Below are 23,276 nucleotides of genomic sequence, written 5' to 3'. Positions count from 1 at the left end.
GAACCTAATTTAACAAAACAAAAGACCCTATACATCCTACTTGCTCCTACGTGCCGCGGGCACAAAGAGTCGCTTCATAGGATGTATAGGGTCTTTTGGCCTTCCTGCTACTTTAGTCCCTAGGGCCACACCAAGGGCTTCGCCGTTTCACATAACGACTGGGGGAATAGGACTTTGTGCCCATGGCACGTAGGAGCAAACAGGATAGAGAGAGTCGTTATTTATTTAATTAACACAAGGCCGCATCCAGGCTTCGCCTATACGAACCCTTCCCCCTCTCCCCCTATTAACTAGGCCGGTTATGGCGTTTTAGCCCTTTATGTGGACTAGGTCCTAAATAAGCGGAATGAAAAAAAGGGCTTACGCCTCAACGGCTCTAGTTAATAATTCCTCTAGCATACGCGGATCGTAATGGCTCATAAACACGGTTGTATCTCTATCGATGGTTTTAATGGCCGCCATGTCTTCTTCGGTAAGGTTAAAGTCAAATACGTCGAGGTTTTGTGCCATCCGTTTAGGACTGGAGCTCTTGGCAAGGCATACAATGCCACGCTGCAACTGCCAACGAATCATGATTTGAGCCGTAGATTTATTATATTTTTTACCGATTTCTTCTAAGATTGGATTGGTAAAAATACCATCTTTACCGCGGGCAAAGGCAGCCCAAGATTCAGTCTGAACACCGTGAGATTCCATATTGGCACGAGCAAATTCCTGCTAGAAGTACGGATGAATTTCAATCTGGTCCACTTGCGGCTTAATTTCGTTGAAGGCAATGAGGTCATTTAAGCGGTCCGGATAGAAGTTACTTACACCGATGGCCCGTAATTTACCGGCTTTGTACGCTTCTTCCAAAGCACGATAGGCACCGTAATAATCATTATATGGCTGATGAAGGAGCATGAGGTCAAGATAGTCAAGGTTCATACGTTTTAAAGCATCATCAATGGCTGCTTTGGCTTTTTCATAACCATAATTATTAAACCAAATCTTCGTTGTTACGAAAACTTCATCACGAGGTACAGACGTGGCATTCACGGCTTCCCCCACTTCATTTTCATTGCCGTACAAGCGAGCCGTATCGATGTGACGATAGCCTGCAGCAAACGCGTCCAAAACGGCCTGTTTCGTGTCTTCATTGGGAATTAAATCGGTCCCAAAGGCAAGAATCGGCATTTTTACACCATTATTCAATACTACATACTCTTTGACTTCATTGGTTTTCATAAAATCTCGCTCCTATTCGTCAAATATTTAAATTATTTTGAGTATTAAAATTGAGGGCCATTAAAAATAGCCCCCAAAATAAAAACTTATTTCCCCTGGAAATTAGGACGACGACGTTCTGCAAAGGCCCGCACGCCTTCTTTGAAGTCTTCCGAAAAGCCCAAGGTTGTTTGTAAATGCACTTCCAATTTAGCATATTCATCCCAACCGCTGAATACGCTGGCCCACATCATTTCTTTCATAGCTTTGAAGGATAATTCAGGGCCTTTTGCCAAACGGGCACAAAGACGGTCGGTCGTTTTTTCCAATAATTCCGGTTCGCACACTTTATAGACGAAGCCGTATTCTCTAGCGCGTTCCGCCGTTACCGCTTCACCGGTCATGGCAAGTTGCATAGCCCGGTTCATGCCTATGGAACGGGTCAATAAGAACATGCCGCCCGCATCAGGTGCAAGGCCCACGTTAACAAAAGCCTGGATAAAGCGGCTGTTGGTGGAGGCAATGCAAATATCCGCAGCCAATACCATGTTAAAAGCCGCCCCTGCTACGGCGCCATCGGTACTCATAACAACCGGTTTGGACATTTTTTTCATCGCAAAGGAAATTTGCATAACGAGTTCGGCAATAGCTACCAAGGACTGCTGGTCGTTTTCTTCAACGGCGCGCTTCATTTCAGACAAGTCGCCACCTACGGAGAATACTTTGCCTACAGCATTAAAGAGCAGTACGCGAGCTTCCGGATCTGCCTCGGTGCGTTCGATGGCATCAAGAATTTCATTACACATGGGAATGTTAAATCCGTTCTGTACTTCCGGACGATTAAAGGTGATTGTTGCTACTTTGTTTTTTACTGAATACAAAATATTAGTATATTCCATTGACTACTCCATTTCTAATACTCGGAATCAAAGCCTTCCTTATATTACCTAAATTACAGGATTCTAAAAAAGTGCTTATCATACTTTATTAATTGCTTTGCTTCTAGTATACCGAATTTCTTCGATAATGAAAAGAGGCGGTTTCAAGCTTTGGCTTTTAATTTCCGGATTTATAATAATTAGCCATGCCGATGTATACTAACCTTCGTACCTTACTTTAAAACTTTGATTAACTTACTTTAAAATTTTGATTACCTTATTTTAAAACTTTTTCCTTCATAGCCTGAATCAACGTTTCATCGGGACGACCATTCCCATACATTAACGCCATGCCGATAAATACGGCACCGCCGATAATATTGCCTAAGCTGACCGGCAAGAGATTGTTAATAAAGAAAGACCCCCAACCAAGTTGTGCCAGAGCATCCGGTGTAACCCCCAATGCCGTGGCCTGTGCCACATAAGACGAATCGGAAGCCGCCAAAATACCGGCCGGAATATAATACATATTAGCCACACTATGTTCAAAACCGGATACGATAAACATGAATATAGGTAAATAAATTGCCAGAATCTTACCGGCCGTTGATGTGGTGCTAAAACTGAGCCAAACGGCTAAACATACAAGCCAGTTACAAAGTATTCCCAATGCCAATGCTTGGCCGAATGTAAGCGTCACTTTGCCGACCGCCAGTTTAATCGTCATGCCACCCAGCAGGTTGGCGCCACTGTGCCATAGCCCGGATTGGCTTAACAACCACGCGATGCAAAGCGACCCCAATAAGTTTGCCATAAATACAATCACCCAATTACGCAATAAACGGTATAGGGAAATGCGCCCACATAGCCAGGGCCGTTGTTTCTACAGGTTTCAACAATTTTGGATCATTCATAAAAAATTCGCCTCCTAATAACTGACTGTTACATGCATTCTGCTATATGCATACTGCTACATACATACTACTATATGCATACCGCTACATATACACTGCTACATATACGCTTTTACATATACGCTTTTACATATACACTGCTATTTTATAACGACCACTTAGTCATTAACGGCTGACCGATAAAAGCTACCGACTTTTATCAAATATTTACGAACTTTTGTAAAATGACCCTATGTGACTTCACACGCTGAACCTCTGACATAGTTTATCTTTTCTATTGTAGCATAAAACACGATATTTGTGTTGTACTAAATTCAAACGTCCTTAGACCTTAGTCCTATTACAATTCTTTTACAAATACTTTACTGCCTTTTTTCTATATCTTTTTTTAGCACTTTGTTAGGATAAAGAGAGCAGAAGTTCATTTTTATTTGATACATTAGGAGGTATTTTCATGAACGGAAAGCAGCATTTACGTAAAATGGTATTTTTTGCTTTAGCAGGTGCCTTAGCGTTCGGTCTTAGTACGCCCGCAGTCCAAGCAGCAGCTCCTGCAGTGAGTGTAGTTTCTCAAGCAAACTTACCTGCCACGGCTGTGACAAGTAACGCAATTAAAGTAATGCCTATTAACCAGGCAAAATTCTGGCAGGGTCAACGTTTTGACTTTGAAGTGGAATTACCGCTTACTACTACAGAAGTAGCAGTAACAATCAACGGTGAAGACGCTACTAAAGTTTTCAAACAAGACGCAACAATCACCCAATACGCCGACCATATTTCCTATCGCATTAACGATGTGTCTTTCAAAGACACCGGCGACAAACGCGTTAACGTAGTTGCTAACACAGCTCAAGGCGCCATCAGAAAAATGGCTAACTACAAAGTAGTTAACGAAAAAGCTCAAAAGAAAGCTAAAAACGTTATCCTCTTCGTTGGCGACGGCATGAGCATGCAAGCTAAAGAAGTGGCTCGTATCCTTTCTAAAGGCATGAGCGACGGTAAATTCAACGACGTTTTGGCTATGGAAAAAATGCCTCACATGGCTCTTATCACTACTTCCGGTTATGACTCCATCGTAACGGACTCCGCCAACAGTGCTTCCGCTTACAACACCGGTAACAAATCCGTAGTTAACGCTATGGGCGTGTATGAAAACAGCACTCCGGACCCAATGGATGATCCAAAAGTAGAAAATATCTCTGAAATCATTTCCCGTGCGAAAGATATGTCCTACGGTATGGTAACAACTGCGGCTGTAACTGACGCAACTCCGGCTGCCGTAACTGCACACACTCGTCGTCGCGGCGAACAGAACTTCATCGCAATGGACTTCTTAAATCGTAAAAACCCACCGGCTGTTGTTTTGGGCGGCGGTTCCCAGTTCTTCTTACCATTAGAAACTCCTGGTTCCAAACGTAAAGATAATGTGAACGTAATCCAAGAGTTCAAAAACAAAGGCTACCAATTTGCCGGTAACAAAACTGAACTTGCTCAAACTACAGCTGACAAACCAATCCTCGGTTTATTCACGCTTAACACTATGAACGTTTACATGGATCGCGAATTCTTACCTGAAAATCCATCCGTGCTTAAAGGTTTCAACGACCAACCTGGTCTTTTGGATATGACTAAGAAAGCCGTTGACGTATTAGAAAAGAACCCTAACGGTTTCTTCCTTATGTCCGAAGCCGGCTCCATTGACAAACAATTACATACAATGGATTGGCAACGTGCGGCTTATGACGCTATCGAATTCGACCAGACAATCCAATGGGCTCAGGAATACTCCAAAGCTCATGGCGACAACACTTTAATCATCGTAGTAGCTGACCATGCTCACGGTATCAGTATTACCGGTACTTACAGCGAACAAGATGGCAAAGTAGGTCGTGAAGCAGTTCGTGTATACGGTGATGCAGGCTGGCCTACATTCATCGATGCTAACCGCGACGGCTTCCCTGATAACCCTGATGCTGACGTAACCTTAGCTGTTCAATACGCTAATGCTCCGGATCATTATGAAAACTATCGTTTCCAAAATGAACCAACCAGCCCAGCTACAGCCGGCAAAGACGGTCTTGTAATCGCTAACCCTAAACGTGCTCCACAAGGCGCTCGCTTAGTACAAGGCAACTTACCTACAACTACCGGTGAAACCAGCGAAATTCACTCCGCTGACGACGTAGTACTCATGGCTCAAGGCCCTGGTTCCGAATACTTCCACGGCGTTATGGACAACACTGAAGTATTCTTCGGTATCCTCCGTGCCCTTGGCGTTGACGGCAACAAAGATAACAACAAATAATTTTTTACAAGGATGTGACTAGGAACAATGATGCAATTAAAACAGTGGCTACGCCCTTTAATACTTGGCCTCGTAGTACAGCTTGCAGTTGTCATGGTGCCCAACACGGCTTTGGCGGCTTGGCTGAATTTTGAAGACATGTATGCAGGCGCAACTTCAGAAGGGCTTATTTTATCGGATAGCTTATTGTCATTAAATGGGCAAAATGTAACGATGCAAGGTTATATGGCTCCACCGCTAAAACCGACCATCAACTTCTTTGTGCTCACGGAAACACCTATGGCCATCTGCCCCTTCTGCTCAACTGATGCAGATTGGCCTAGTGATATTGTAGTCGTTTATATGGACGATTCCGTAACGGCTTTGCCTTACGATCAGGACATTACCGTATCGGGACAATTAGAAGTAGGCAGCTATGTAGATGGTGAAACAGGCTTCGTAAGTCTTGTTCGCCTCCGTGGTGCTGAGGTTTATTAATATGTTGACGATTCAAAATCTGACCCGTCAATTTCCTGACGGCGACACCTTGATTACCGTATTGGACTTGCCTTCCTTTGAAGCACCGACCGGTAGTCAATGGTGTTTGACCGGCGTTAGCGGCAGTGGCAAATCCACCTTACTTCAGTGCATAGCCGGACTCCTACAACCGACTACCGGCACGATTCAGGCGGATGATGTCAAATTGACCGAAATCAACGCAAAAGAACTCGATCATTGGCGCGGTCAACAAGTTGGTTATATTTTTCAAGACTTCAATCTGCTCAGTTTTTTAACAGCCGAAGAAAACATTATAAGCGGTGCCTTCTTTGCCAATCGTTTTACGCACAAAGAGATGACCGATGAAGCGGTGAAACTCATGGATATCATGGGACTTACCAATCTCCGTCACAAAAAGCCGACCCAATTGAGCAAAGGTGAGCAACAACGCGTGGCTATTGCCCGAGCGCTTATAAAAAAACCTTCCCTACTGTTAGCCGACGAACCGACAGCCAGTCTTGATGCCGCCAACAGTGCCATCGTTATTGACTTATTGCGCAACTACAGCACAGAAGCCAATGCCACCTTACTGATTGCCAGTCACGAAACGACTGTTATTTCTCAATTCACTAATCAATTACACTTAACAAAGCGAGGTTCTCATGATTCGTAAAATAGCCTGGCAGCAGCTCTGGTCCAAACCTCTGACCACATCGCTCCTGCTTCTCGTCATGGCGCTCGCGGTAGCCTTAAGTGTATTGGTAGTTTCCTTGGGTAGCGGACTGCAGCGTGGACTCATCGCCGCGACCGAACCCTTTACCCTACTCGTAGGCTCTCCCGGAAGCAGCCAACAGTTTGTACTCAATACCGTCTTTTTACAAGACAAACCCCTTTCCAATATCAGTTACCAAGAAGTTACTCAATTACGCGCCAATACTAAACTTGTAAAACAGGCCATACCTTTAGCTTTTGGCGATAGTGTAAAAGGGTTTCGCTTAGTTGGTACCGAGCCTGAAATTTTTACCGTACGAGCCGATAATACTAAACCGGAATGGCTGCGCCTCTCATCGGGCCGTCCGTTCCAAACCCCTTTTGAAGCCGTTATCGGCCAAGATGTGGCAAAACAATTAGGCCTGGCTCTAGGTGATACCTTCTACTCCACACATGGTACTTTGGCAAAAGGTAAAGAGCATCAAGAAGAAAAATTTACGGTTGTCGGTATATTAGCCGATACCGGCGGCCCTTATAATCAAGCCGTTTTGACACCTATCGAAAGCATTTGGGAGCTCCATGCTCACGGTCATAAACCAAACCGAGTACAAGGACAACTCCCAAAAGCCGCTCAAGCTCAAGCTCAAGCTCAAGCCCAAGAGCAAGTGCAAGACCAAGATCATAGTCACGACCTTTCTGAAAAAGGCGATGTGACGGCTATCATGGTCGAACCGGTAGGTTTCGGACAAGCCTATACCCTAGCAGCCCAATATGTCAAACGCAAAGATGCTCAACTCGTATTCCCCGCCCAAGTCATTACCCAACTCTTCAACCTCATGGGGCGTGGTGAAAAAGTATGGCAACCCATCGGTTACTTATTAATCGGACTTGCCATGGCCGTTGTTTTGGTAACTGCTTATTTGGCAACGGTGAATCGACTCCGCGATTACGCCATCTTAAAAGCGCTCGGCGCTACACAAAAGCAGCTGTACAGTATTTTGATACAGCAAACGGCCTATGTAATAGGTCTTGGCGCAGTCTTTGGCTGGCTCATGGGCTTTGGCGCCTACCTCGGCCTGGCCTATGCATTAAACACCAGTTCAGCCATCATCATGCCGCTGGCCATCTCCTCAGCGTCTTTGCAACTCACCCTCCTTTGCATAGTCGTCGGTCTGGCGGTAAGCCTCTTGCCGGTGTACGCATTCCACCGGAAGGCAAAACAATTACATGATGTAATGAATTAACACACGTTTTACACAATCTCACCTACACAAAAAGGGATATATCACGAAGAACTACCCACTCTTCGCTGATATATCCCTTTTGTATTACATTTTAACTTTAGTTTCTTATTTAACAACTACGAAGGCACCGCTGCCAACGAGTTCTGCCAAATTCGGTAAAACTAAGGCTTCATAGGTTTCGGGAGCCTGTGTCATGGTAAATACAACCTGACGATTATTGCGAACCAAACCTTCAAACAAACGGAGCAACCCTTTTTGTACCGATTCATCCGCTTCACGCACTACATAATCAAACTCGCTGATTAAAAGCATATCAATGCGCACGAATTCTTCCATGAAGTCGGCCACATAACCGTAAGTCACGCTGTCGGTATACGCTTCCACCAAACCTTGACCGGTAAATTCTTTAATTACGAGATTCGGTGTAACGTCCAAAGATTCGCGCTTTACGATTTCGCCGACGTTTTCCATTTTGGCAACCGTCCCTACTACTACAAGCGGATTATGCGCATCAGCACCCAATGCAGCCGCTACGGTATCAAAAGTATGACGCGCGTCAGCTTTTACAATAGTATCGGTTTTCTTTAAAATATCGGTATTAATTGTTTCTGTCATGCTATATCTCCTTATAAACTTTTATCCTTTTATTTTTATTAAATCTATTTGTGAACTATATTCAATATTTTCACTATTACATATTATAGCAGAAAATGACTAAACTTTATAAGAAAAAATAGTTATCTTGTTTCTGTCATAAAATCAAAAATTTTTTACAAAGTTTTTCGTACCTGATAAATACATCTCATCAGAACAGAAAAATCGGCAACCGAATACTCGGTTGCCGATAAGTCCTCATACCTATCTACTACATTGTTAATAAAATATGAGAAGTAGAGTAACAATCTGCTGATTGAATTCTTTAACGATGAGCAAATATGTCGGACTCTCCCCAGTCCTTAATTGACACTACTTAACTTTGGATGCCAAAGCAGCCGCTTCAGTACGTTTACGAATTGCGTCAATCAAAGGCTTAACTTCCAAAAATTCTGCATCCGTCAAACGGAATGTACGACCTTTGCGGTCGAATAATGATTTTTTGCGACCTGCGCCCGCGCGTTTGCCGCCCCACTTGTTAGTTTTCATAACGATCCTCCCTTGGGAAATGCGTAACACTGCCATGCAAAAAAATAACTATGCTTCTCTGTTTCTAGTATATACTATTCAAGCGACAAAATTCAATATTTTATTTCATGTATACCTTAAACTTTTTCAAATTGTTTACATCTTTCAAAACTATAAATCAAATTTCTTGTTTATACGGCGTATTTTATCAAAATAAGCGAATGGAGTATTCAAAAAATAAATTATTTTTAATTATGTCTGATTTCTTAAGTATCATAATTTTAATTTATAAAAATTTAATGCATCAAAGCGAAAGGTATTAATAAAAATTTTTAAAACAAATTATTCTATTACCGCTCGGCAAGCATTAACCACCGTTCCGTTTTAGCATCTAATTTCGCCGCCGCATCGGCACGTTCCGCCATAGTCTTTTCCATGGCTTCGTAATCGCCGCCCGCTTGATTAAGCATGGCATCATAAGCTTTTAACAGGCCTTCCAGCTCGGAAATATCCAGTTCTAATTGAGCAAGCTCTGCCTGCTCTGCCTTTGTAAGTGATTTAGACGCTGCAGGAGCCGTTTCTGCCGTAGTTGAGGTGTCATTAGCCGCATCACCCGTGTGAGAGCCCTTAGAAGCGATTTTATCGCTTTTCGGCTCATTTTTGGCATCCCCTGCTCCGGTTTGGGAGGTACCTGCCTGCTGCCCTACAACACCGCTATTTAATTTACCACCCGCCAAAACACCAATGCCGGTGTCTGCTTCCATTTCATCCAACATATCACGATATTCCGAATACGCCCCATGGACGATTTCAATTTGACCGTTCCCTTTAAATACAAATAATTTATCTACGACGCGATCTAAAAAGTAGCGATCATGGCAAACGGTAATGACAATACCGCTAAAAGAGTCCAAGAAGTCTTCCAGCACTTCCAGCGTCGGAATATCCAAGTCATTAGTCGGTTCATCCAATAAGAGCACATTAGGGGCACTCATGAGGAGTTTTAACAAATACAAGCGGCGCTTTTCACCGCCCGATAGTTTGCGAATCGGTACACCATGAAGTTCCGGGGTAAATAGGAAACGCTCCAAAATCTGACCGGCACTCAACGTACTGCCATCGGCCAACACCATGTAGCGATGGTCTTCCCGAATATAATCCAATACACGCTGATCTTCATCAAATACCGGTAATTCTTGCGTAAAATGCGCTATACGGACCGTTTCACCACGCCCAAGGGTTCCTGCATCCGGTTCGAATTTACCGTCCAATAACCCCATAAATGTGGATTTACCGATGCCATTCGGTCCCACGATACCAATGCGGTCATGACGAACCACATGATACGTAAAATCCTTCACAATCGGAATATCACCGCGACTGAAGGTTAAGTGTTCAATATCAAAAATCGTCTTGCCCAAACGGCTCTTAAGAGCAATCGGATCCAAGGTATCGGCACGACGTGCCACATCCTGGGCTTTTAAGGTTTCATAACGCTGTAAACGGGCTTTTTGCTTCGTCGAACGCGCTTGAGCCCCACGGCGTACCCAAGCCAGTTCTCGTTTCGAGAACTGATGACGTTTTTCCGCCGTCGCCGCTTCCCGTTCTTCTCGGTCCGCCTTCAAGGTTAAGAAGGTTTCATAGGTTCCTTCATAGCTATAAAAATGACGGTCCGACAATTCCAAAATTTCATCGCTCAAGGCATCCAAGAAATAGCGGTCATGCGTACTGATTACGAGCCCGCCTTTACGGCCCAAAAGATATTTTTCAAGCCATTCGATGCTGGCTTCATCCAAATGGTTAGTCGGTTCATCGAGAAGCAATAAATCACTGGGATATAACAGAGCCTGACCCAACGCCAAACGCCGGCGCTGGCCGCCGCTTAGTTCTCTAGCGAGCCGCATCAAATCGGTGAAGCCCAATTTAGTTAAAATCGTGCGGGCCTGTTGTTCAACCTGCCAGCCCCCTTCGGTTTCCATGCGACTCAATAGTTTTAAATGCTCAGGACTGCCCGGCGCAGTTTGGTCCATTCGTTCGTATTCACGGACTAATTTTAAAACCGGATGATCCGCTAAAAATATATTTTCCAATAAGGATGCGTCTTCGTCAAATTCCGGTGCTTGGGGCAAATAATAAACCGATGCCTTACCATTGCGCAAAATAGTGCCTTTTTCCGGCTCAATAAGGCCTGCCAGCATGCGCATGAAGGTTGACTTACCGGTGCCGTTAACGCCAATTAAACCGATCCGTTTATTATCGGTAAAGGTCATATTGGCATCTTCAAATAATCGCCGTGTGCCGTACGATTGACTTACATCCTGTAATGTTAACACGTTCATAATCTATTCAATCCTTTTTCTTGATGATTGTTATCTATTCAAATTCATTTAATACGTTATTTTTATTATACCGCAAAGAAACGGCTTTACCAAACGGCTACTATACATTTCAAAACCACACGATTCCGTTCACAGCTTACTGCCGCTTATTTTAATCATGAAAAACAATAATAATTACCATTATTGACAAGTAACTAATTATACGTCATGATGAGGATAATATGAATGTCATCTGCGTTTTAGTCATTCATAACAGGTATTTTGGTATTTTTTGGTTTTTTATAAGGAGTGTGTTCTATGATTCGTAGTAAATTGCTTAAAGCCACCGCTTCATTATGCGCCGCCGCTCTTTTGACTACCGCTGCGGTAAGTGTAACCTCTGCTCACGGACTTTGGGTAGGTCCGCGTCTCGATCAATTACAGCTTGTGCTCGGCGAAGGACCGGAAGATAATGCCTATCAGCCAAACATGGTTAAATCTTTGACCGGTTATACCAAAGATTTTCAGCAAATTGCTATTCCACAGCAAAATTTTGCCGACCATGTGACCATTACGCCAAGTGAAAACACGAGTGTCGCCGTTATTGTCTTCGATTACGGCTACTGGAGCGTAGATAGTCAGAAAAAGGTTCACAACGCACCTATGAAAGATGTGCCGGGCGCTATTAAAGGAACCCATGCCATTAAGTACAGCATCAACTATCTGAATAAGGTAGGTACACCGAAAGCCATTCCGAATATTCCGTATCAAATCGTACCGTTGGTAGACCCTACACAGCTTAACGTAGGCGATATTTTGCCGGTACAAGTATTGCATGAAGGTCGGCCAATGCCGAATGTAGAAATTATTCCGGATTTAATTAATCATCACACAGTTGTTGAAAAAACGGATGTGGACGGTAAAGCATACTTACCGGTTCGCAACGGCAGCGTGAATGTTATCGGCGTTGAACTCGCCTTCCCATATCCGCAATCTGACGGCCTCGCTACGCAAGATAAAATCTTTACCAGCTTAAGCTTTACGCTCCATCCACAAGAAGATTAATTTGATTCGCAAGAAGATTGATCTAACTTAATATTATTTTGCTTTTTCATTTTTCCCCTCCTAACTAAAAAGCTATCCATCATTGCAACACGATGCAATAATGGATAGCTTTTTCATTGCTTGGCATATATCAATCTGCAGCCTTTACCGGCCGGCATCGATTAAGTCAAACTTTTAATTAAAGGCTATCGTCATAACGAGCCATATTTTCTTGTCGAATATCTTTTAATACTGCAAGCAATTCGTCCGTATCTTCTACGCGAGCAAATAATTCACCAAAGTATTCAGAATCTTCTACTGTCACACTCCACTGAAACGAATCCATATCATCATATAGGTTAAAAATAATCGGTTCATTCAACGAAGTCGGCACACCGCCATCTTCATCGGTAATCGTGGCATAATCACCATCATCATCAATTTGATAAAACAATGTTTCCCGATCGTCAATTTCAACTAATTCAAAACCTAAATTCTCATAAAACGATTCCAGCGCGTCGCCGTCCATACGAATCCTCCTTTAATACAAAACCCCATTCCCCTTCGGGATGTTTAGTCCATTGTACAAAAAATTCTAAAGCTTCGCAAGAGAGTTTTTTACATCCCCAACAGACGTATTCACATTACCGACAGGCTTTTTACGTTCATCTAACAAACACTGAACTGCTCTGACAATATTGGCTGCCCCATCCAGCTTCCAATGCAATTCTTCCCTCGACATCTCATGTAATCGTTCCGGATTAGCCAATAAACCGGTCACTACAGCGTGTAAATTATGAATATCGCGCACCCAACGGGCAAAACCCTGTTGTTCAAAAAAAGCAGCATTGCCTTCTTCTTGCCCCGGAATGGCGCTGAAGAAAACCATCGGTACACCAACCGTAACGGCTTCCATACAGGTCAAACCACCCGGTTTGGTAACCAACATGGCCGCTTCCCGCATCAATTTGGCAACTTCCAAAGTATAGCCGTATATCGTCGTAGGAGTGCGCAAATTCTTGCGCATGCTCATAAGCCCTTCGTAAAGCTCCGCATTACGTCCGGTAATAACAATGAGCTCATCAATACCGGATACTTCATCTAAATGCTGCAATGCCGATTCCACGCAACCGAGTCCGAGACCACCGCCCATAATGAGGACCTTTACCGGATAGGCATGCTTATACTCGGTTAAACGATGCTCATAAAATGTACGGCGTACGGGAATACCCGTGATCGTAATTTTATCGACCGGAATACCGGCTTTACATAATTCATCCACCATCGAAGTGGTGCCTACAAAATAGGCATCAATTTGTTTGTACACCCAGAATTGATGTACTTGAAAATCAGTAATTACCGCTACCAAAGGAACATCAATTAAATGCTGGCGTTTTAAAATACAAGCCGCCCCACAGGGAAAAGGATGAGTGAAGATAATAATATCCGGCTTTTCCCGATTAATCAGTTTTAACATACGACGCTTCAACATCCATGACAACGCCGTCTGCGCGGTGCTGCCTTTTTTATCCCCTTGCGACATGCGATAAATAACATCGTACAGCATAGGGAATACGTCAATCATCTTAATATAAGTTTCTTTAATCAAGTTGTCAAAAGAAAAACTGTTCGTATTTAAAAAATCTACATGGGTAATAATGGCATCAGGATTTTTCTGTGCCCAATACTCTTCAATGGCTCGGGCTGCTTGCGTATGCCCTGTACCGATTGAAGCTGATACTATGAGTATTCTGTCTGGCTTGCTCATAAATGTCTCCTTCCCTGTTCTTCAATTATAACATATTTTTCGAATTAGAAACGGGAAAGAACTTGTTTTTTGCATAAAAAAAGAGACCCCCTTATTGCCGATTGGCAATCGTAACAGCCGTCTTAACGACGCTGTCATCATGGGCGGTCTCTTCTAAAACCGGGCAAATTATTTTTTGCGAGGTTTAACTTTAGTTTGTACGTTTACTAATTCTTTTAACTGTTTACCGGCTTTGAATGCAGGGGATTTGGAAGCTGCAATTGTAATAGCTTTACCAGTCTGTGGGTTGCGGCCTTCACGAGCGGAACGTTCGCGAACTTCAAAAGTACCGAAACCGATAACCTGAACTTTTTCGCCTTTTGCTAATTCTTCAGCTACTGTGTCGAACACAGCTTTAACTGCTTTTTCAGCATCCTTTTTAGTTAATTCGGCTTTCTGAGCAACACTTGCGATTAATTCTGTTTTATTCATGACAGAACCTCCTTAAAAAATAGAATGTATCCATTCATTGTAACTTGTAAGAGTATATCACGCCTTACGAATCATTTCAATGAATGTTTTTGTTCAGACACTTTAGCCGATTCCCAAAATAAGTCCAATTCTTCTAATGAAAAGTCCTTCCACGATTTTCCACTGTCTTTAACACAGCGTTCTACATGGGCAAAACGTTGGCGGAACTTATTGTTGGTGCGGTTTAGTGCATTTTCACCGCCTATTTTATACCATCTTAGAAGATTAATCAAGGAAAAAAGCACGTCCCCGCCCTCTAATTCTGCATTTTCATAGTCTTTTTCGGCGATAGCCTCCTTAAATTCGGCAATTTCTTCTTCAAATTTGGCCCACACCGGAGGCTCAGTATCCCAGTCAAAACCTACCTTCGCGGCCTTTTCTTGCAGTTTTTGAGCCCCCAATAAAGCCGGTAAGCCCTTGGAGATGCCGCCAAGCAAAGTTTTTTTGTCATGACCCGGTTCTTGCGCCTTCAAAGCCTCCCAGTTTAGCTGGGTTGAAGCTAATTCTTTCGATGTAGCTTTGGCAAAAACATGGGGATGACGGCGAATCATTTTAGCCGTTATATCGTCAATAATATCTTGGACGGTAAAAAGTCCCTGCTCTTCCGCTAGTCTTGCATGGAATACAATTTGCAATAAAACGTCGCCCAACTCTTCGCGAAGATTGGCCATATCTTGATTGTCGATGGCTTCAAGGACTTCATATACTTCTTCCAAAAGATAACGGCGCAAGGTACTATGCGTTTGCAAACGATCCCAAGGGCACCCGTCCGGCGCTCTTAAAGCCGCTACCACGTCAATGAGAGGTTGTAAGGTAAATTCATACCCTTCTTCAGTTTCCGCCCCTTCCAGGCCCGTTAAATCGATTTTAGAGGCATTTTCTGAAGTCCTAACAGTATTTTCAGCCGAGCGATGAAGCAATACCCAAGTCAGGGATTCACCCATGTCTGCTTCCAGTTTAGTCATATAGGAGGCGCCTAACGTGCTTAAATCACTCACCGGCAACCCTTTGCCGAGCGCATTATTTTCACTAAGCGCAACGCCATATAAATCAACTTGACTATTGGTACCGAAACGTTTTTTCAAAACATCAGTAAGATTCGTCAACGCTGTTTCATCATTTATTAAATCAGTGACTAACAAAGTGCCTGTTAAGTCAAAGGGTGTTTCCTCAATTTGATCGGCACCCACAATAAACAGTCCCTGAGCCACATCTATATTCAATTTAACCAATAAAGGGCCGATATTTGCTGTATTCATACAATCTCCTTTTCTGCTTCTCCGTTTCTATGTGCCATAGCCGCTCTTCTATCAGTCCTTATGAGAACGTTTTTTCAAACGCTTCCCGATGACCGGCATGGCCTGCCATTCATCGTCTTTAACAGCTTTTGTAATCAGAAGGCCTGCTCCATAAATGACGATAGCCACTACAATAGCGCCAAAAACCGCAAAATTACCGCCCAGAAGCGGTTCAAAGAAGGAATAGGTCATTACGGTCGCACCGCCCATGGCAAAGGCGGCTAAGGAGATTTTACTCAATTCGAGCCAAGGCACCTGATACTTGATGTAGCGGCGCACAAAAATCATATTTAATAATGCGGCCAAACCAAAGTCAATATTCGTGGACCAAGCCGCCCCGTTAATCCCCCATTCCGGCAAGGCCGTCAAATACCAGCTAAGCGGAATTTTAATGAGTGTACTGATGAACAGATTCACCATAGGAATCGCCGTATGGCCGAGGCCTTGTAAAATCCCCGTACTCACTTGCTGTACACCTAAGAGGAAGATGCTGAGACTCATAACCGCAATGGGGCCTCCCGCATTCGGTGTGGCATAGAGAAGTTCTGAAATCGGCGTAGCCAACACATAAAGCCCCACAAACGCAGGCACCGTAATCAAGGTGGTTATTTTGAGCGCCACATGGCTGCGATTCTGAATTTCCCCCATGTCTTTTTTGGAAAACGCCTCAGAAATGGCCGGCACAAGACTGGCCGCCAAGGACGTAGTCAAAATAATCGGCAAGTTCACCAGCGAGGTAGCCATGCCCGTCAAATAACCGAATAAGGTGGTTGCTTCGCGAACGGAATAGCCCGCATCAATGAGGCGTTGCGGTACAACGCCCAGATCAATGCCCGACACGATGGGCATCATAATGTTGGCCATGGAAACGGGAATGGCCAAAACAAACAAACGCTTCATGATTTGCCATGAGCTTTCCGGAATGATGTCCGTCGCTTGCTCAGCTAATAGTTTAGCCCGCAAATGACGTTGACGTCGGTAAAAATAAAGGAGTACCAATATGCCCCCTACAACGCCCGGAAAGGTAGCTAACGTAGCCCCTGCCGCCGCCATTGGCAGTCCATAAGGCAAGAGGAATAGAGCAAAACCTACCATACAGGCAACGCGTAAAGATTGTTCCACAACCTGCGATGCCCCGGTTGGCAGCATGTCCTGAAACCCTTGGAAATAGCCGCGCAAGCAGCTCAAAATCGTCACTACCACAATTGCCGGCGCCAAGGCCATGAGCGCAAAGCTGCTGCGTGGATCTGTAAGCCATTCCGACTCAACCAGCCACGGTACCGCCAGAAACAGTGCCACGCTGAAAAAAGCACCTAAGGCAAATAAAACCGTAGCGGATACTCTAAAGATTTTTGACGCACCGCGTACGTCTTTATAGGCCAGTTTATCGGCAATCATAATCGATATGGCTACCGGTAAACCTGCTGTAGCCAGGCTGACAATAATCTGGTAAATGGGATAGGCCATCTGATACAGCCCAATCCCTTCACCGCCTAAAATGCGTGCCAACAGCACCTTGCTGAAAGCACCGATAATTTTCACAATTATGCCCGCTAAAGTAAGAATCATAGCCCCTTTTAAAAATCGATTCATACGGTTCCTCCTGAAGCTTACTGAGATTGTAAAGCAGGGTCACGTTTTTCCAATTCCCCCATTAACACCTCAACTGTGGTCAATACGGAAGCACCCTCTTCAATCGGGCTGTAACGTAACACATTATTTTTATCTATTTTAACATGTTGCCAAACCTTTGTCGCTACTAAGCCGGGATCCCAGCCGACCATCTTCTCTAAGTCCGCCCAGTGAATGATTAAAACACCTTCACGAATAACCATGCTCTTAATGCCGATGGCTCTGGCTCGTTCTTTAATGCGCGCCAATTTCAAAAGTCGTTCCACCGGCGGCGTCGGCGAACCGAATCGGTCAATCAATTCATCGGTAAATTCGTCAAAATCTTCCAGCTTGCGAATCTGCAACAGACGCTGGTAAATGGTAATCTTCCGGGCCGTATCATTGATATAGGCCTCATCAATGAAGGCATCGATGCCAAGATCGATAACCGGATCCACTTCCACCGTTTTGGTAACCGTTTTATGCTGGGCTTTGGCAATCGCTTCTTCAAGCATAGAACAATACAAAGCAAAACCGACTGATGCGATATTGCCGTGCTGCTGTGAGCCCAGTAAATTACCGGCGCCGCGAATTTCAAGGTCACGCATAGCCAATTTAAAGCCGGCGCCCAGTTCGGTGAATTCTTCAATCGCTTTCAAACGTTTTTCCGCCGTTTCACTGAGCATTTTATCGGGACGATACAAGAAGTACGCATAGGCACGACGACGGGAACGACCTACACGCCCCCGCATCTGATATAACTGCGACAGACCCAAACGATCCGCATCGTACACGATAATCGTATTGGCGTTTGGAATATCGAGCCCCGTTTCAATGATGCTGGTACATAGCAATAAATCATAATGACCTTCATAAAAATCAACCATGATGGCTTCCATTTCACTGCCTGCCATCTGACCGTGGGCAATGGCAAAGCGCAAATCCGGCATAGCCGCTTCCAAAAGTTCGCCCATGTGCTCAATGGAAGCTACACGGTTATACACGAAATAGACCTGCCCACCGCGCTGAATTTCGCGACGAATGGCTTCGGCAATGAGCTTCATGTCATATTCCACCACATAGGTCTGCACCGGTAAACGGTCTTCCGGCGGCGTGTTGATAACACTCATTTCACGCACCCCTACAAGCGACATGTGGAGGGTTCGCGGAATCGGCGTGGCACTCAACGTCAAGACGTCAATATTATTGGCCCAACTCTTCCACTTTTCCTTCTGCGCTACACCGAAACGTTGTTCTTCATCCACAACGAGGAGTCCCAAATCTTTGAAAGCTACTTTTTTATTTAAAAGCGCATGGGTTCCGATTAAGACATCCACCGATTTATCGGCAACCCGTTTAATAATATCGCGCTTTTCACCGGCGGAGCGGAAACGGTTCAACACTTCAACGCGTACTCCAAAGGCACCCAAACGATCGGTAAAGGTCTGAAAATGTTGTTGTGCCAATACAGTTGTCGGTACTAAGACGGCTACTTGTTTACCGCTTTTTACCGCTTTAAAAATAGCGCGCATAGCCACTTCCGTTTTACCAAAACCAACGTCACCGCAAAGCAGCCGGTCCATCGGATGCGGCTGTTCCATAGAGGCCTTAATTTCTTGAGATGCCTGCAATTGGTCTTCCGTTTCTTCATACGGAAAGGCTTCTTCAAATTCCATCTGGAAGGTATCATCCGGGTCAAAGGCAAAGCCATCCACAACCTCACGTTGTGCATAGAGTTCTACCAGCTTTTCTGCCAAATCGTCAATGGATTTTTGTGCTTTTTGACGAACTTTGCCCCACTCACGGCCGCCCATCTTATGAATTTTAGGCACATCACCTTCATTGCCGATATATTTCTGTAATTGGTCTAAATTGTCAGCCGGCAAAAACAACTTGTCTGTGCCCGCATAGGCAATTTCAATGTAGTCCTTGTGAATGCCTTCTGTTTCAATCGTTTTGAGGCCCACGTACTTCCCGATACCGTGCAAAGCATGGACTACATAATCGCCCGGCGTTAAATCGGTAAAGTAAGTAATCTCCTGACCTTTTGGCACTTTTTTACGAAGCTTTCGCTTCTGTTGACCAAAAATATTGCCTTCCGTAACTACCACCAGGTTACAAAGTGGTAATTCAAAACCTTCCGATAAAAGCCCGCTTACAATGAGAACCGCCTCTTTAGTTGCTTTCAATTCGGCGCTCACTTCATAGGCAATATTCGCTTCGCTGAGGGCTCGTTCTAAACCTTCGCGGCGTTGCAAATTGTTCATAACGAGCACAACTTGACGCCCCTGGGTTAGCCACACGTCTATTTCATCAATTAAAAGCGGCATTTGACGCTCAAAGGACATCATAGACTTACTCTGAAGCCCAATGCTGTCAAAACCGGCTAAACCGGACACGCGCTGCTGCAGGAAGTTAAATGCAATTTCACTTTTAGCCGCATTAGTCCCCATAAACTCGGACCAGGTAAAATGCTGCTGACGGTGCACGGCGTCTTCTTTCAAAAAGCCTTTTAAGGCATCTTGCAAACGATTCGGTTCATCGTACAAAAGCAGGGCGTTTTTGCCATAGCTCAATAAAGAGCCTTCTTCCGACGTATCGTTCAAGTGGAACGGCATAACTGTCATATGTTTAACGGACTCGATTGAGCGCTGCGTGTCGATAGCAAAGGTGCGAATGGTATCGATTTCATCGTCAAAGAATTCAACACGATACGGATTATCGCTGTTTACCGGGAATACGTCGATAATGTCGCCGCGCACGCTAAAATGACCACGTTGTTCCACCTGGTCTGTTCGTTCATAGCCTAAGGTTACCAATTTCTCGAGCATAATTTCACGCTCAACAATGTCACCGGTGGCTAAATGTATAACACTTTCTTTTAATTCTTCCGGCGTTAAAATACGCTGGGTTGCCTCATCAATTGTAGCGATAACTACAACCGGTTCATCGTGTAATAAGGCACCTAATGCTCGCATCTGCAGCCCCTGATTTTCCAGGCTGCGCGCCGCCGTAATGAATGTGACTTTTTCCGTAATAGGAAATGGCATTACGTCCACATCCGGCAAAAAGAATGCCAAATCGCGTTCCCATTGTTCTTTATGGTTCTTATCATGCACCAATACAATAGTAGGCCGCTGCTCTATAGCCTTCATAGCCGTGCTGTAAATGAACGGCTTTTGAGAGCCTCCAAGCCCTGATATTACATGCTTTCCCTTTTTACCGAAAAGTCCTTCCGCCTCTTTATAGGCAGGGTATTTATATAATAATTCCTGTAATGTTTCCATTGGATTTTCTATTACCTTCTTCTTTTTACGCTCATATAGCAACGACAAAACGGGCTTTAGCTACGCCAAAGCCCCTTGTAATTACAAAGTATATGTTTAGTGTACCATAGGAGTCATGCAACATCAATACGAAAAGGTGGTTATTAGGCCCGTCACATCAGTAAAAATATTAATATTGTCCAATGCATTCCCCTTTTGTCTTTGCTATTTTTTAATTATCTATTGACGATATGGCGCCCGATATGATAATATATCTTTGTTGCGGGAGTGGCGGAATTGGCAGACGCACCAGACTTAGGATCTGGCGCCTTCGGGCGTGGGGGTTCAAGTCCCTTCTCCCGCACCAGTTAAGAACTTTAAGCCCTTAAGGGCTTTTTTTATTGCCTAAAATTTGAATTATAGTGTTTAAAAAGGTCAAAGGCTCTACAAAATACCCATCACAGTATTTTGTAGAGCCTTTGATTAGGAGATGATGAAAATGTACGCCCATACATTATCATGACAATATATTAACACTTGCGTGATAATACCAAATATCCATAGCCATGACCGGTACGGGTGTCACATGCATCATCGATTTAGGCAATAAAAAAGCCTTTTCCGACGCATGCGAAAAAGGATATATGATTCTCCTCCCTATCGCTCGTAGGTCAAATGGTGAATGATGAATAGGCAGTTCTCCTGACTTAGCTTCACCGCTCCTCTCGCCTTCCCAGTGTTACCCAGTGACTTAAATGAGATTCGCTCAGCCTTACAGTGACGGGATCGTGTCGGACTTACACCGACTTCTCTATTATGCATTTCTGCACCTATTCCCAACTATGTATTTTATTTATTTGATACTTTCTATACACGTATAGTAACATGATTTTTATACATTGTCAATAAACGAATGTCATTATTTCTCATGATATTGTGAATTAACAACTCAGATAATAAAATAGCCTTTTCGATGATATCTATTAAAGATTCTTTTCTTCCATGGTGCTATACTCAATTTATAGAAAAAACGATTATTCCAATTCATTTAGAGGGAGGTCATTATGAAAAATACAACAGATAAAGTTAATTCCGGACATTCAATAACGCTAAAGGAAACAATTAGCCGTAATTTGGCAATCAGAGATTCCTATCATAAGTTGGAAGATTCCATTAACGGCAAACGCTGGACCATAGAAGAAGATGCATTAGGTTTTTTAACTGACGCTGCACTTATAGGTAGAATGGCCATGGCCTATGAAAAGACATGGCCTACCGAAAATCCGGATAAAGATTTAGAGATTTTGCTACCACATAAATTAGGTGAGTGCGTTTGGTGGCTCGCTGCCTTGGCCGATAGAATGGGCGTGGATTTTGAAAAAGCGGTGGTGGATTTTATTGAGGTGAAAGAAAAGGAGTTAGGTTGAGGCCTATTATAGATCTCCTTTGACAGTATAAGCCCAAATTAAAATCAGATTATTATAATCCGGCATATAAACTGAAGTGAATTGTCCAAAATCTTTTGCTCCGCCCATCTTTTGTTTAAACCATGGCAAAGCTATTGTCCCATCAGAAAGTGCGTGAGGCCCATTGCCTACATAGCCCATAGATACTAATCTTGTATTCTGGTTAGAAAATAAAAGCTTCATTTGTCGTAATTCACCATTTTTTATAGCAAAAAAGCGATAATCTACAAAACCACCACCGGTAGTCTGAATAGCAGCTACTAAAATATCTGGTTGTCCGTTAATGCCTTTAATGACATACACACCACCGGTACGAGTCGGGTTGGTTACATTGATATATTCTTCGTTTCTGCTATTATCTCCAAATAGCTTAATATCTTGTTGCAGAGCTATTACGTCATTTAACTCTGAAATATAAGGAGTGTAGGCTGTTGCTTTATAAATTAAATCGTTAGTACTGCCCCAAACAAATGGCGCTGATTTTCCAGCATATTTATCTCCATCACCTACTATGTAGACATTATAGCTGGTACCCTCAACACTGCGCATGATAAAAGATACTCTACTCTTTTCAGCTGCAAAATCATCTGTTAAAGAATAGGAATAAGCTTCTATATAAGATCCACCTGCTGTCATTAGAAAAGCAAAGCAAAACATTAATCTAATAATAATACCTTTCATACAAATGCCTCCCAATAGTAAAATATCAATACTTAATATTTAGTTAAAATATCTTATAAACTATATTATAATTTTACTGATAATATTTCAAGGAATTAGTCAGTTTAATAAAAAGTGTGTAACCTAGGTCTGTCTACCGACTTAGGTTGCAGTCTTTTTTGATTATTTAGAGCGTAGCCGCATTGCTTCGCTTGCTACAGTAGTAGGAATACTATCATTTAATGCTAGGGGCTAGTGGCTTAACGCTCTATTGATTTAGGGCGTACCCGCATTGATCGGCTTTAGTGACTTTTTTAGTGCTATGAAGGCTAGAGGGAGAAAGCTCTATTGATTTAGGACGTGGCCGCATTGCTTCGCTCGCTGCGGTAGAGAAAGCTAGTAACGCAGTGTACGTACCGGCTCAATCAGCGACTACCTATCATTCGTACGCAGTCACGCTATATATGCTTCCCGTTCG

Annotated in this window: 19 protein-coding genes, 1 tRNA gene, 1 pseudogene and 1 riboswitch; of the genes and pseudogenes, 7 read left to right on the top strand and 14 right to left on the bottom strand. The window is 43.6% G+C overall.

Going from position 1 to position 23,276, the window contains the following annotated elements; all coding sequences use genetic code 11:
- Positions 1-360: 360 nt before the first annotated feature.
- From MXE28_RS03805 to MXE28_RS03790, 4 genes and pseudogenes are all read right to left on the bottom strand, one after another.
- Positions 361-696: an aldo/keto reductase gene (locus MXE28_RS03805; protein WP_247239825.1), complete on the bottom strand. Its 336-nt coding sequence runs from the start codon at positions 694-696 to the stop codon at positions 361-363.
- A gap of 21 nt (positions 697-717) precedes the next feature.
- Entirely contained in the window at positions 718-1,227 is a 510-nt protein-coding gene (locus MXE28_RS03800; RefSeq protein WP_226974122.1) for an aldo/keto reductase, read from the bottom strand.
- Between the two features lie 86 nt (positions 1,228-1,313).
- Positions 1,314-2,105 carry an enoyl-CoA hydratase gene (locus MXE28_RS03795; protein ID WP_226974121.1) on the bottom strand — a complete coding sequence of 264 codons (792 nt, stop codon included), beginning with the start codon at positions 2,103-2,105 and terminating at the stop codon, positions 1,314-1,316.
- A 256-nt stretch (positions 2,106-2,361) separates the two neighbouring features.
- A pseudogene (locus MXE28_RS03790) lies at positions 2,362-2,943 on the bottom strand (formate/nitrite transporter family protein); the annotation flags it as partial.
- A 509-nt stretch (positions 2,944-3,452) separates the two neighbouring features.
- Between MXE28_RS03790 and MXE28_RS03785 the strand changes: the two are divergent.
- From MXE28_RS03785 to MXE28_RS03770, 4 genes are read left to right on the top strand one after another with little or no spacing between them, the layout of a single operon-like run.
- Positions 3,453-5,303, top strand: coding sequence for an alkaline phosphatase (locus MXE28_RS03785; RefSeq protein ID WP_247239822.1), 1,851 nt, complete (start codon positions 3,453-3,455; stop codon positions 5,301-5,303).
- 27 nt (positions 5,304-5,330) lie between these two features.
- On the top strand, positions 5,331-5,780 hold the full coding sequence (locus MXE28_RS03780) for a hypothetical protein (protein WP_226974119.1): 450 nt from the start codon (positions 5,331-5,333) through the stop codon (positions 5,778-5,780).
- Between the two features lies 1 nt (position 5,781).
- Positions 5,782-6,453 carry an ABC transporter ATP-binding protein gene (locus MXE28_RS03775; protein WP_021841562.1) on the top strand — a complete coding sequence of 224 codons (672 nt, stop codon included), beginning with the start codon at positions 5,782-5,784 and terminating at the stop codon, positions 6,451-6,453.
- Positions 6,443-7,735 (top strand): ABC transporter permease, encoded by a 1,293-nt coding sequence (locus MXE28_RS03770; protein ID WP_247239821.1) that lies wholly within the window; start codon positions 6,443-6,445, stop codon positions 7,733-7,735. Before MXE28_RS03775 ends, MXE28_RS03770 begins: the two co-directional genes overlap by 11 nt.
- Before the next feature lie 105 nt (positions 7,736-7,840).
- Here MXE28_RS03770 and MXE28_RS03765 read toward each other — a convergent pair whose 3' ends face one another.
- From MXE28_RS03765 to MXE28_RS03755, 3 genes are all read right to left on the bottom strand, one after another.
- Positions 7,841-8,350, bottom strand: a complete 510-nt coding sequence (locus MXE28_RS03765; RefSeq protein WP_021841560.1) for a DnaA/Hda family protein — start codon at positions 8,348-8,350, stop codon at positions 7,841-7,843.
- 351 nt (positions 8,351-8,701) lie between these two features.
- Positions 8,702-8,878: a hypothetical protein gene (locus MXE28_RS03760; protein ID WP_021841559.1), complete on the bottom strand. Its 177-nt coding sequence runs from the start codon at positions 8,876-8,878 to the stop codon at positions 8,702-8,704.
- 329 nt (positions 8,879-9,207) lie between these two features.
- Positions 9,208-11,196, bottom strand: a complete 1,989-nt coding sequence (locus MXE28_RS03755; protein ID WP_021841558.1) for an ABC-F family ATP-binding cassette domain-containing protein — start codon at positions 11,194-11,196, stop codon at positions 9,208-9,210.
- A 297-nt stretch (positions 11,197-11,493) separates the two neighbouring features.
- Here MXE28_RS03755 and MXE28_RS03750 point away from each other — a divergent pair, with 297 nt between their 5' ends.
- Positions 11,494-12,240: a DUF4198 domain-containing protein gene (locus MXE28_RS03750; protein ID WP_021841557.1), complete on the top strand. Its 747-nt coding sequence runs from the start codon at positions 11,494-11,496 to the stop codon at positions 12,238-12,240.
- A 178-nt stretch (positions 12,241-12,418) separates the two neighbouring features.
- Here MXE28_RS03750 and MXE28_RS03745 read toward each other — a convergent pair whose 3' ends face one another.
- The 6 genes from MXE28_RS03745 to mfd form a co-directional block, all read right to left on the bottom strand.
- Positions 12,419-12,748 (bottom strand): hypothetical protein, encoded by a 330-nt coding sequence (locus MXE28_RS03745; protein ID WP_021841556.1) that lies wholly within the window; start codon positions 12,746-12,748, stop codon positions 12,419-12,421.
- 66 nt (positions 12,749-12,814) lie between these two features.
- Complete coding sequence (locus tag MXE28_RS03740) at positions 12,815-13,987, bottom strand: glycosyltransferase (RefSeq protein WP_021841555.1); 1,173 nt, start codon at positions 13,985-13,987, stop codon at positions 12,815-12,817.
- A gap of 168 nt (positions 13,988-14,155) precedes the next feature.
- On the bottom strand, positions 14,156-14,458 hold the full coding sequence (locus MXE28_RS03735; protein WP_006556485.1) for an HU family DNA-binding protein: 303 nt from the start codon (positions 14,456-14,458) through the stop codon (positions 14,156-14,158).
- A gap of 71 nt (positions 14,459-14,529) precedes the next feature.
- A complete protein-coding gene (mazG, locus tag MXE28_RS03730; RefSeq protein ID WP_021841554.1) occupies positions 14,530-15,756 on the bottom strand; it encodes a nucleoside triphosphate pyrophosphohydrolase in 1,227 nt (408 codons plus the stop codon).
- Between the two features lie 51 nt (positions 15,757-15,807).
- Positions 15,808-17,388: a polysaccharide biosynthesis protein gene (locus tag MXE28_RS03725; protein ID WP_021841553.1), complete on the bottom strand. Its 1,581-nt coding sequence runs from the start codon at positions 17,386-17,388 to the stop codon at positions 15,808-15,810.
- Positions 17,389-17,405: 17 nt separating this feature from the next.
- Entirely contained in the window at positions 17,406-20,693 is a 3,288-nt protein-coding gene (gene mfd, locus MXE28_RS03720) for a transcription-repair coupling factor (protein ID WP_226974117.1), read from the bottom strand.
- A gap of 261 nt (positions 20,694-20,954) precedes the next feature.
- Between mfd and MXE28_RS03715 the strand changes: the two genes are divergently transcribed.
- Both MXE28_RS03715 and MXE28_RS03710 read left to right on the top strand, forming a co-directional pair.
- Positions 20,955-21,039 (top strand) — tRNA-Leu (locus MXE28_RS03715).
- 307 nt (positions 21,040-21,346) lie between these two features.
- A riboswitch (cobalamin riboswitch) is annotated at positions 21,347-21,521 on the bottom strand.
- A gap of 215 nt (positions 21,522-21,736) precedes the next feature.
- Positions 21,737-22,099, top strand: a complete 363-nt coding sequence (locus tag MXE28_RS03710) for a hypothetical protein (RefSeq protein WP_021841551.1) — start codon at positions 21,737-21,739, stop codon at positions 22,097-22,099.
- A 6-nt stretch (positions 22,100-22,105) separates the two neighbouring features.
- Here the strand turns inward: MXE28_RS03710 and MXE28_RS03705 are convergent, their stop codons facing one another.
- Positions 22,106-22,819 carry a hypothetical protein gene (locus MXE28_RS03705; protein ID WP_226974116.1) on the bottom strand — a complete coding sequence of 238 codons (714 nt, stop codon included), beginning with the start codon at positions 22,817-22,819 and terminating at the stop codon, positions 22,106-22,108.
- Between the last annotated feature and the right edge of the window lie 457 nt (positions 22,820-23,276).

It is taken from the genome of Veillonella sp. KGMB01456 (assembly GCF_023051165.1).
Classification (GTDB): Bacteria; Bacillota; Negativicutes; order Veillonellales; family Veillonellaceae; genus Veillonella_A.
The sequence above is the reverse complement of the archived record's forward strand: the minus strand, read 5'-3'. Positions and strand labels throughout refer to the sequence as shown.

Excerpts from the sequence above, each read along its gene's own strand:
- MXE28_RS03760 (WP_021841559.1), bottom strand. The coding sequence starts at position 8,878 with ATGAAAACTAACAAGTGGGGCGGCAAACGCGCGGGCGCAGGTCGCAAA.
- MXE28_RS03735 (WP_006556485.1), bottom strand. The coding sequence starts at position 14,458 with ATGAATAAAACAGAATTAATCGCAAGTGTTGCTCAGAAAGCCGAATTA.
- MXE28_RS03780 (WP_226974119.1), top strand. The coding sequence starts at position 5,331 with ATGATGCAATTAAAACAGTGGCTACGCCCTTTAATACTTGGCCTCGTA.
- MXE28_RS03755 (WP_021841558.1), bottom strand. The coding sequence starts at position 11,196 with ATGAACGTGTTAACATTACAGGATGTAAGTCAATCGTACGGCACACGG.
- MXE28_RS03750 (WP_021841557.1), top strand. The coding sequence starts at position 11,494 with ATGATTCGTAGTAAATTGCTTAAAGCCACCGCTTCATTATGCGCCGCC.
- MXE28_RS03765 (WP_021841560.1), bottom strand. The coding sequence starts at position 8,350 with ATGACAGAAACAATTAATACCGATATTTTAAAGAAAACCGATACTATT.
- mazG (WP_021841554.1), bottom strand. The coding sequence starts at position 15,756 with ATGAATACAGCAAATATCGGCCCTTTATTGGTTAAATTGAATATAGAT.
- MXE28_RS03805 (WP_247239825.1), bottom strand. The coding sequence starts at position 696 with ATGGAATCTCACGGTGTTCAGACTGAATCTTGGGCTGCCTTTGCCCGC.
- MXE28_RS03795 (WP_226974121.1), bottom strand. The coding sequence starts at position 2,105 with ATGGAATATACTAATATTTTGTATTCAGTAAAAAACAAAGTAGCAACA.
- MXE28_RS03785 (WP_247239822.1), top strand. The coding sequence starts at position 3,453 with ATGAACGGAAAGCAGCATTTACGTAAAATGGTATTTTTTGCTTTAGCA.
- MXE28_RS03800 (WP_226974122.1), bottom strand. The coding sequence starts at position 1,227 with ATGAAAACCAATGAAGTCAAAGAGTATGTAGTATTGAATAATGGTGTA.
- MXE28_RS03725 (WP_021841553.1), bottom strand. The coding sequence starts at position 17,388 with ATGAATCGATTTTTAAAAGGGGCTATGATTCTTACTTTAGCGGGCATA.
- MXE28_RS03710 (WP_021841551.1), top strand. The coding sequence starts at position 21,737 with ATGAAAAATACAACAGATAAAGTTAATTCCGGACATTCAATAACGCTA.
- MXE28_RS03705 (WP_226974116.1), bottom strand. The coding sequence starts at position 22,819 with ATGAAAGGTATTATTATTAGATTAATGTTTTGCTTTGCTTTTCTAATG.
- MXE28_RS03740 (WP_021841555.1), bottom strand. The coding sequence starts at position 13,987 with ATGAGCAAGCCAGACAGAATACTCATAGTATCAGCTTCAATCGGTACA.
- mfd (WP_226974117.1), bottom strand. The coding sequence starts at position 20,693 with ATGGAAACATTACAGGAATTATTATATAAATACCCTGCCTATAAAGAG.
- MXE28_RS03770 (WP_247239821.1), top strand. The coding sequence starts at position 6,443 with ATGATTCGTAAAATAGCCTGGCAGCAGCTCTGGTCCAAACCTCTGACC.
- MXE28_RS03775 (WP_021841562.1), top strand. The coding sequence starts at position 5,782 with ATGTTGACGATTCAAAATCTGACCCGTCAATTTCCTGACGGCGACACC.
- MXE28_RS03745 (WP_021841556.1), bottom strand. The coding sequence starts at position 12,748 with ATGGACGGCGACGCGCTGGAATCGTTTTATGAGAATTTAGGTTTTGAA.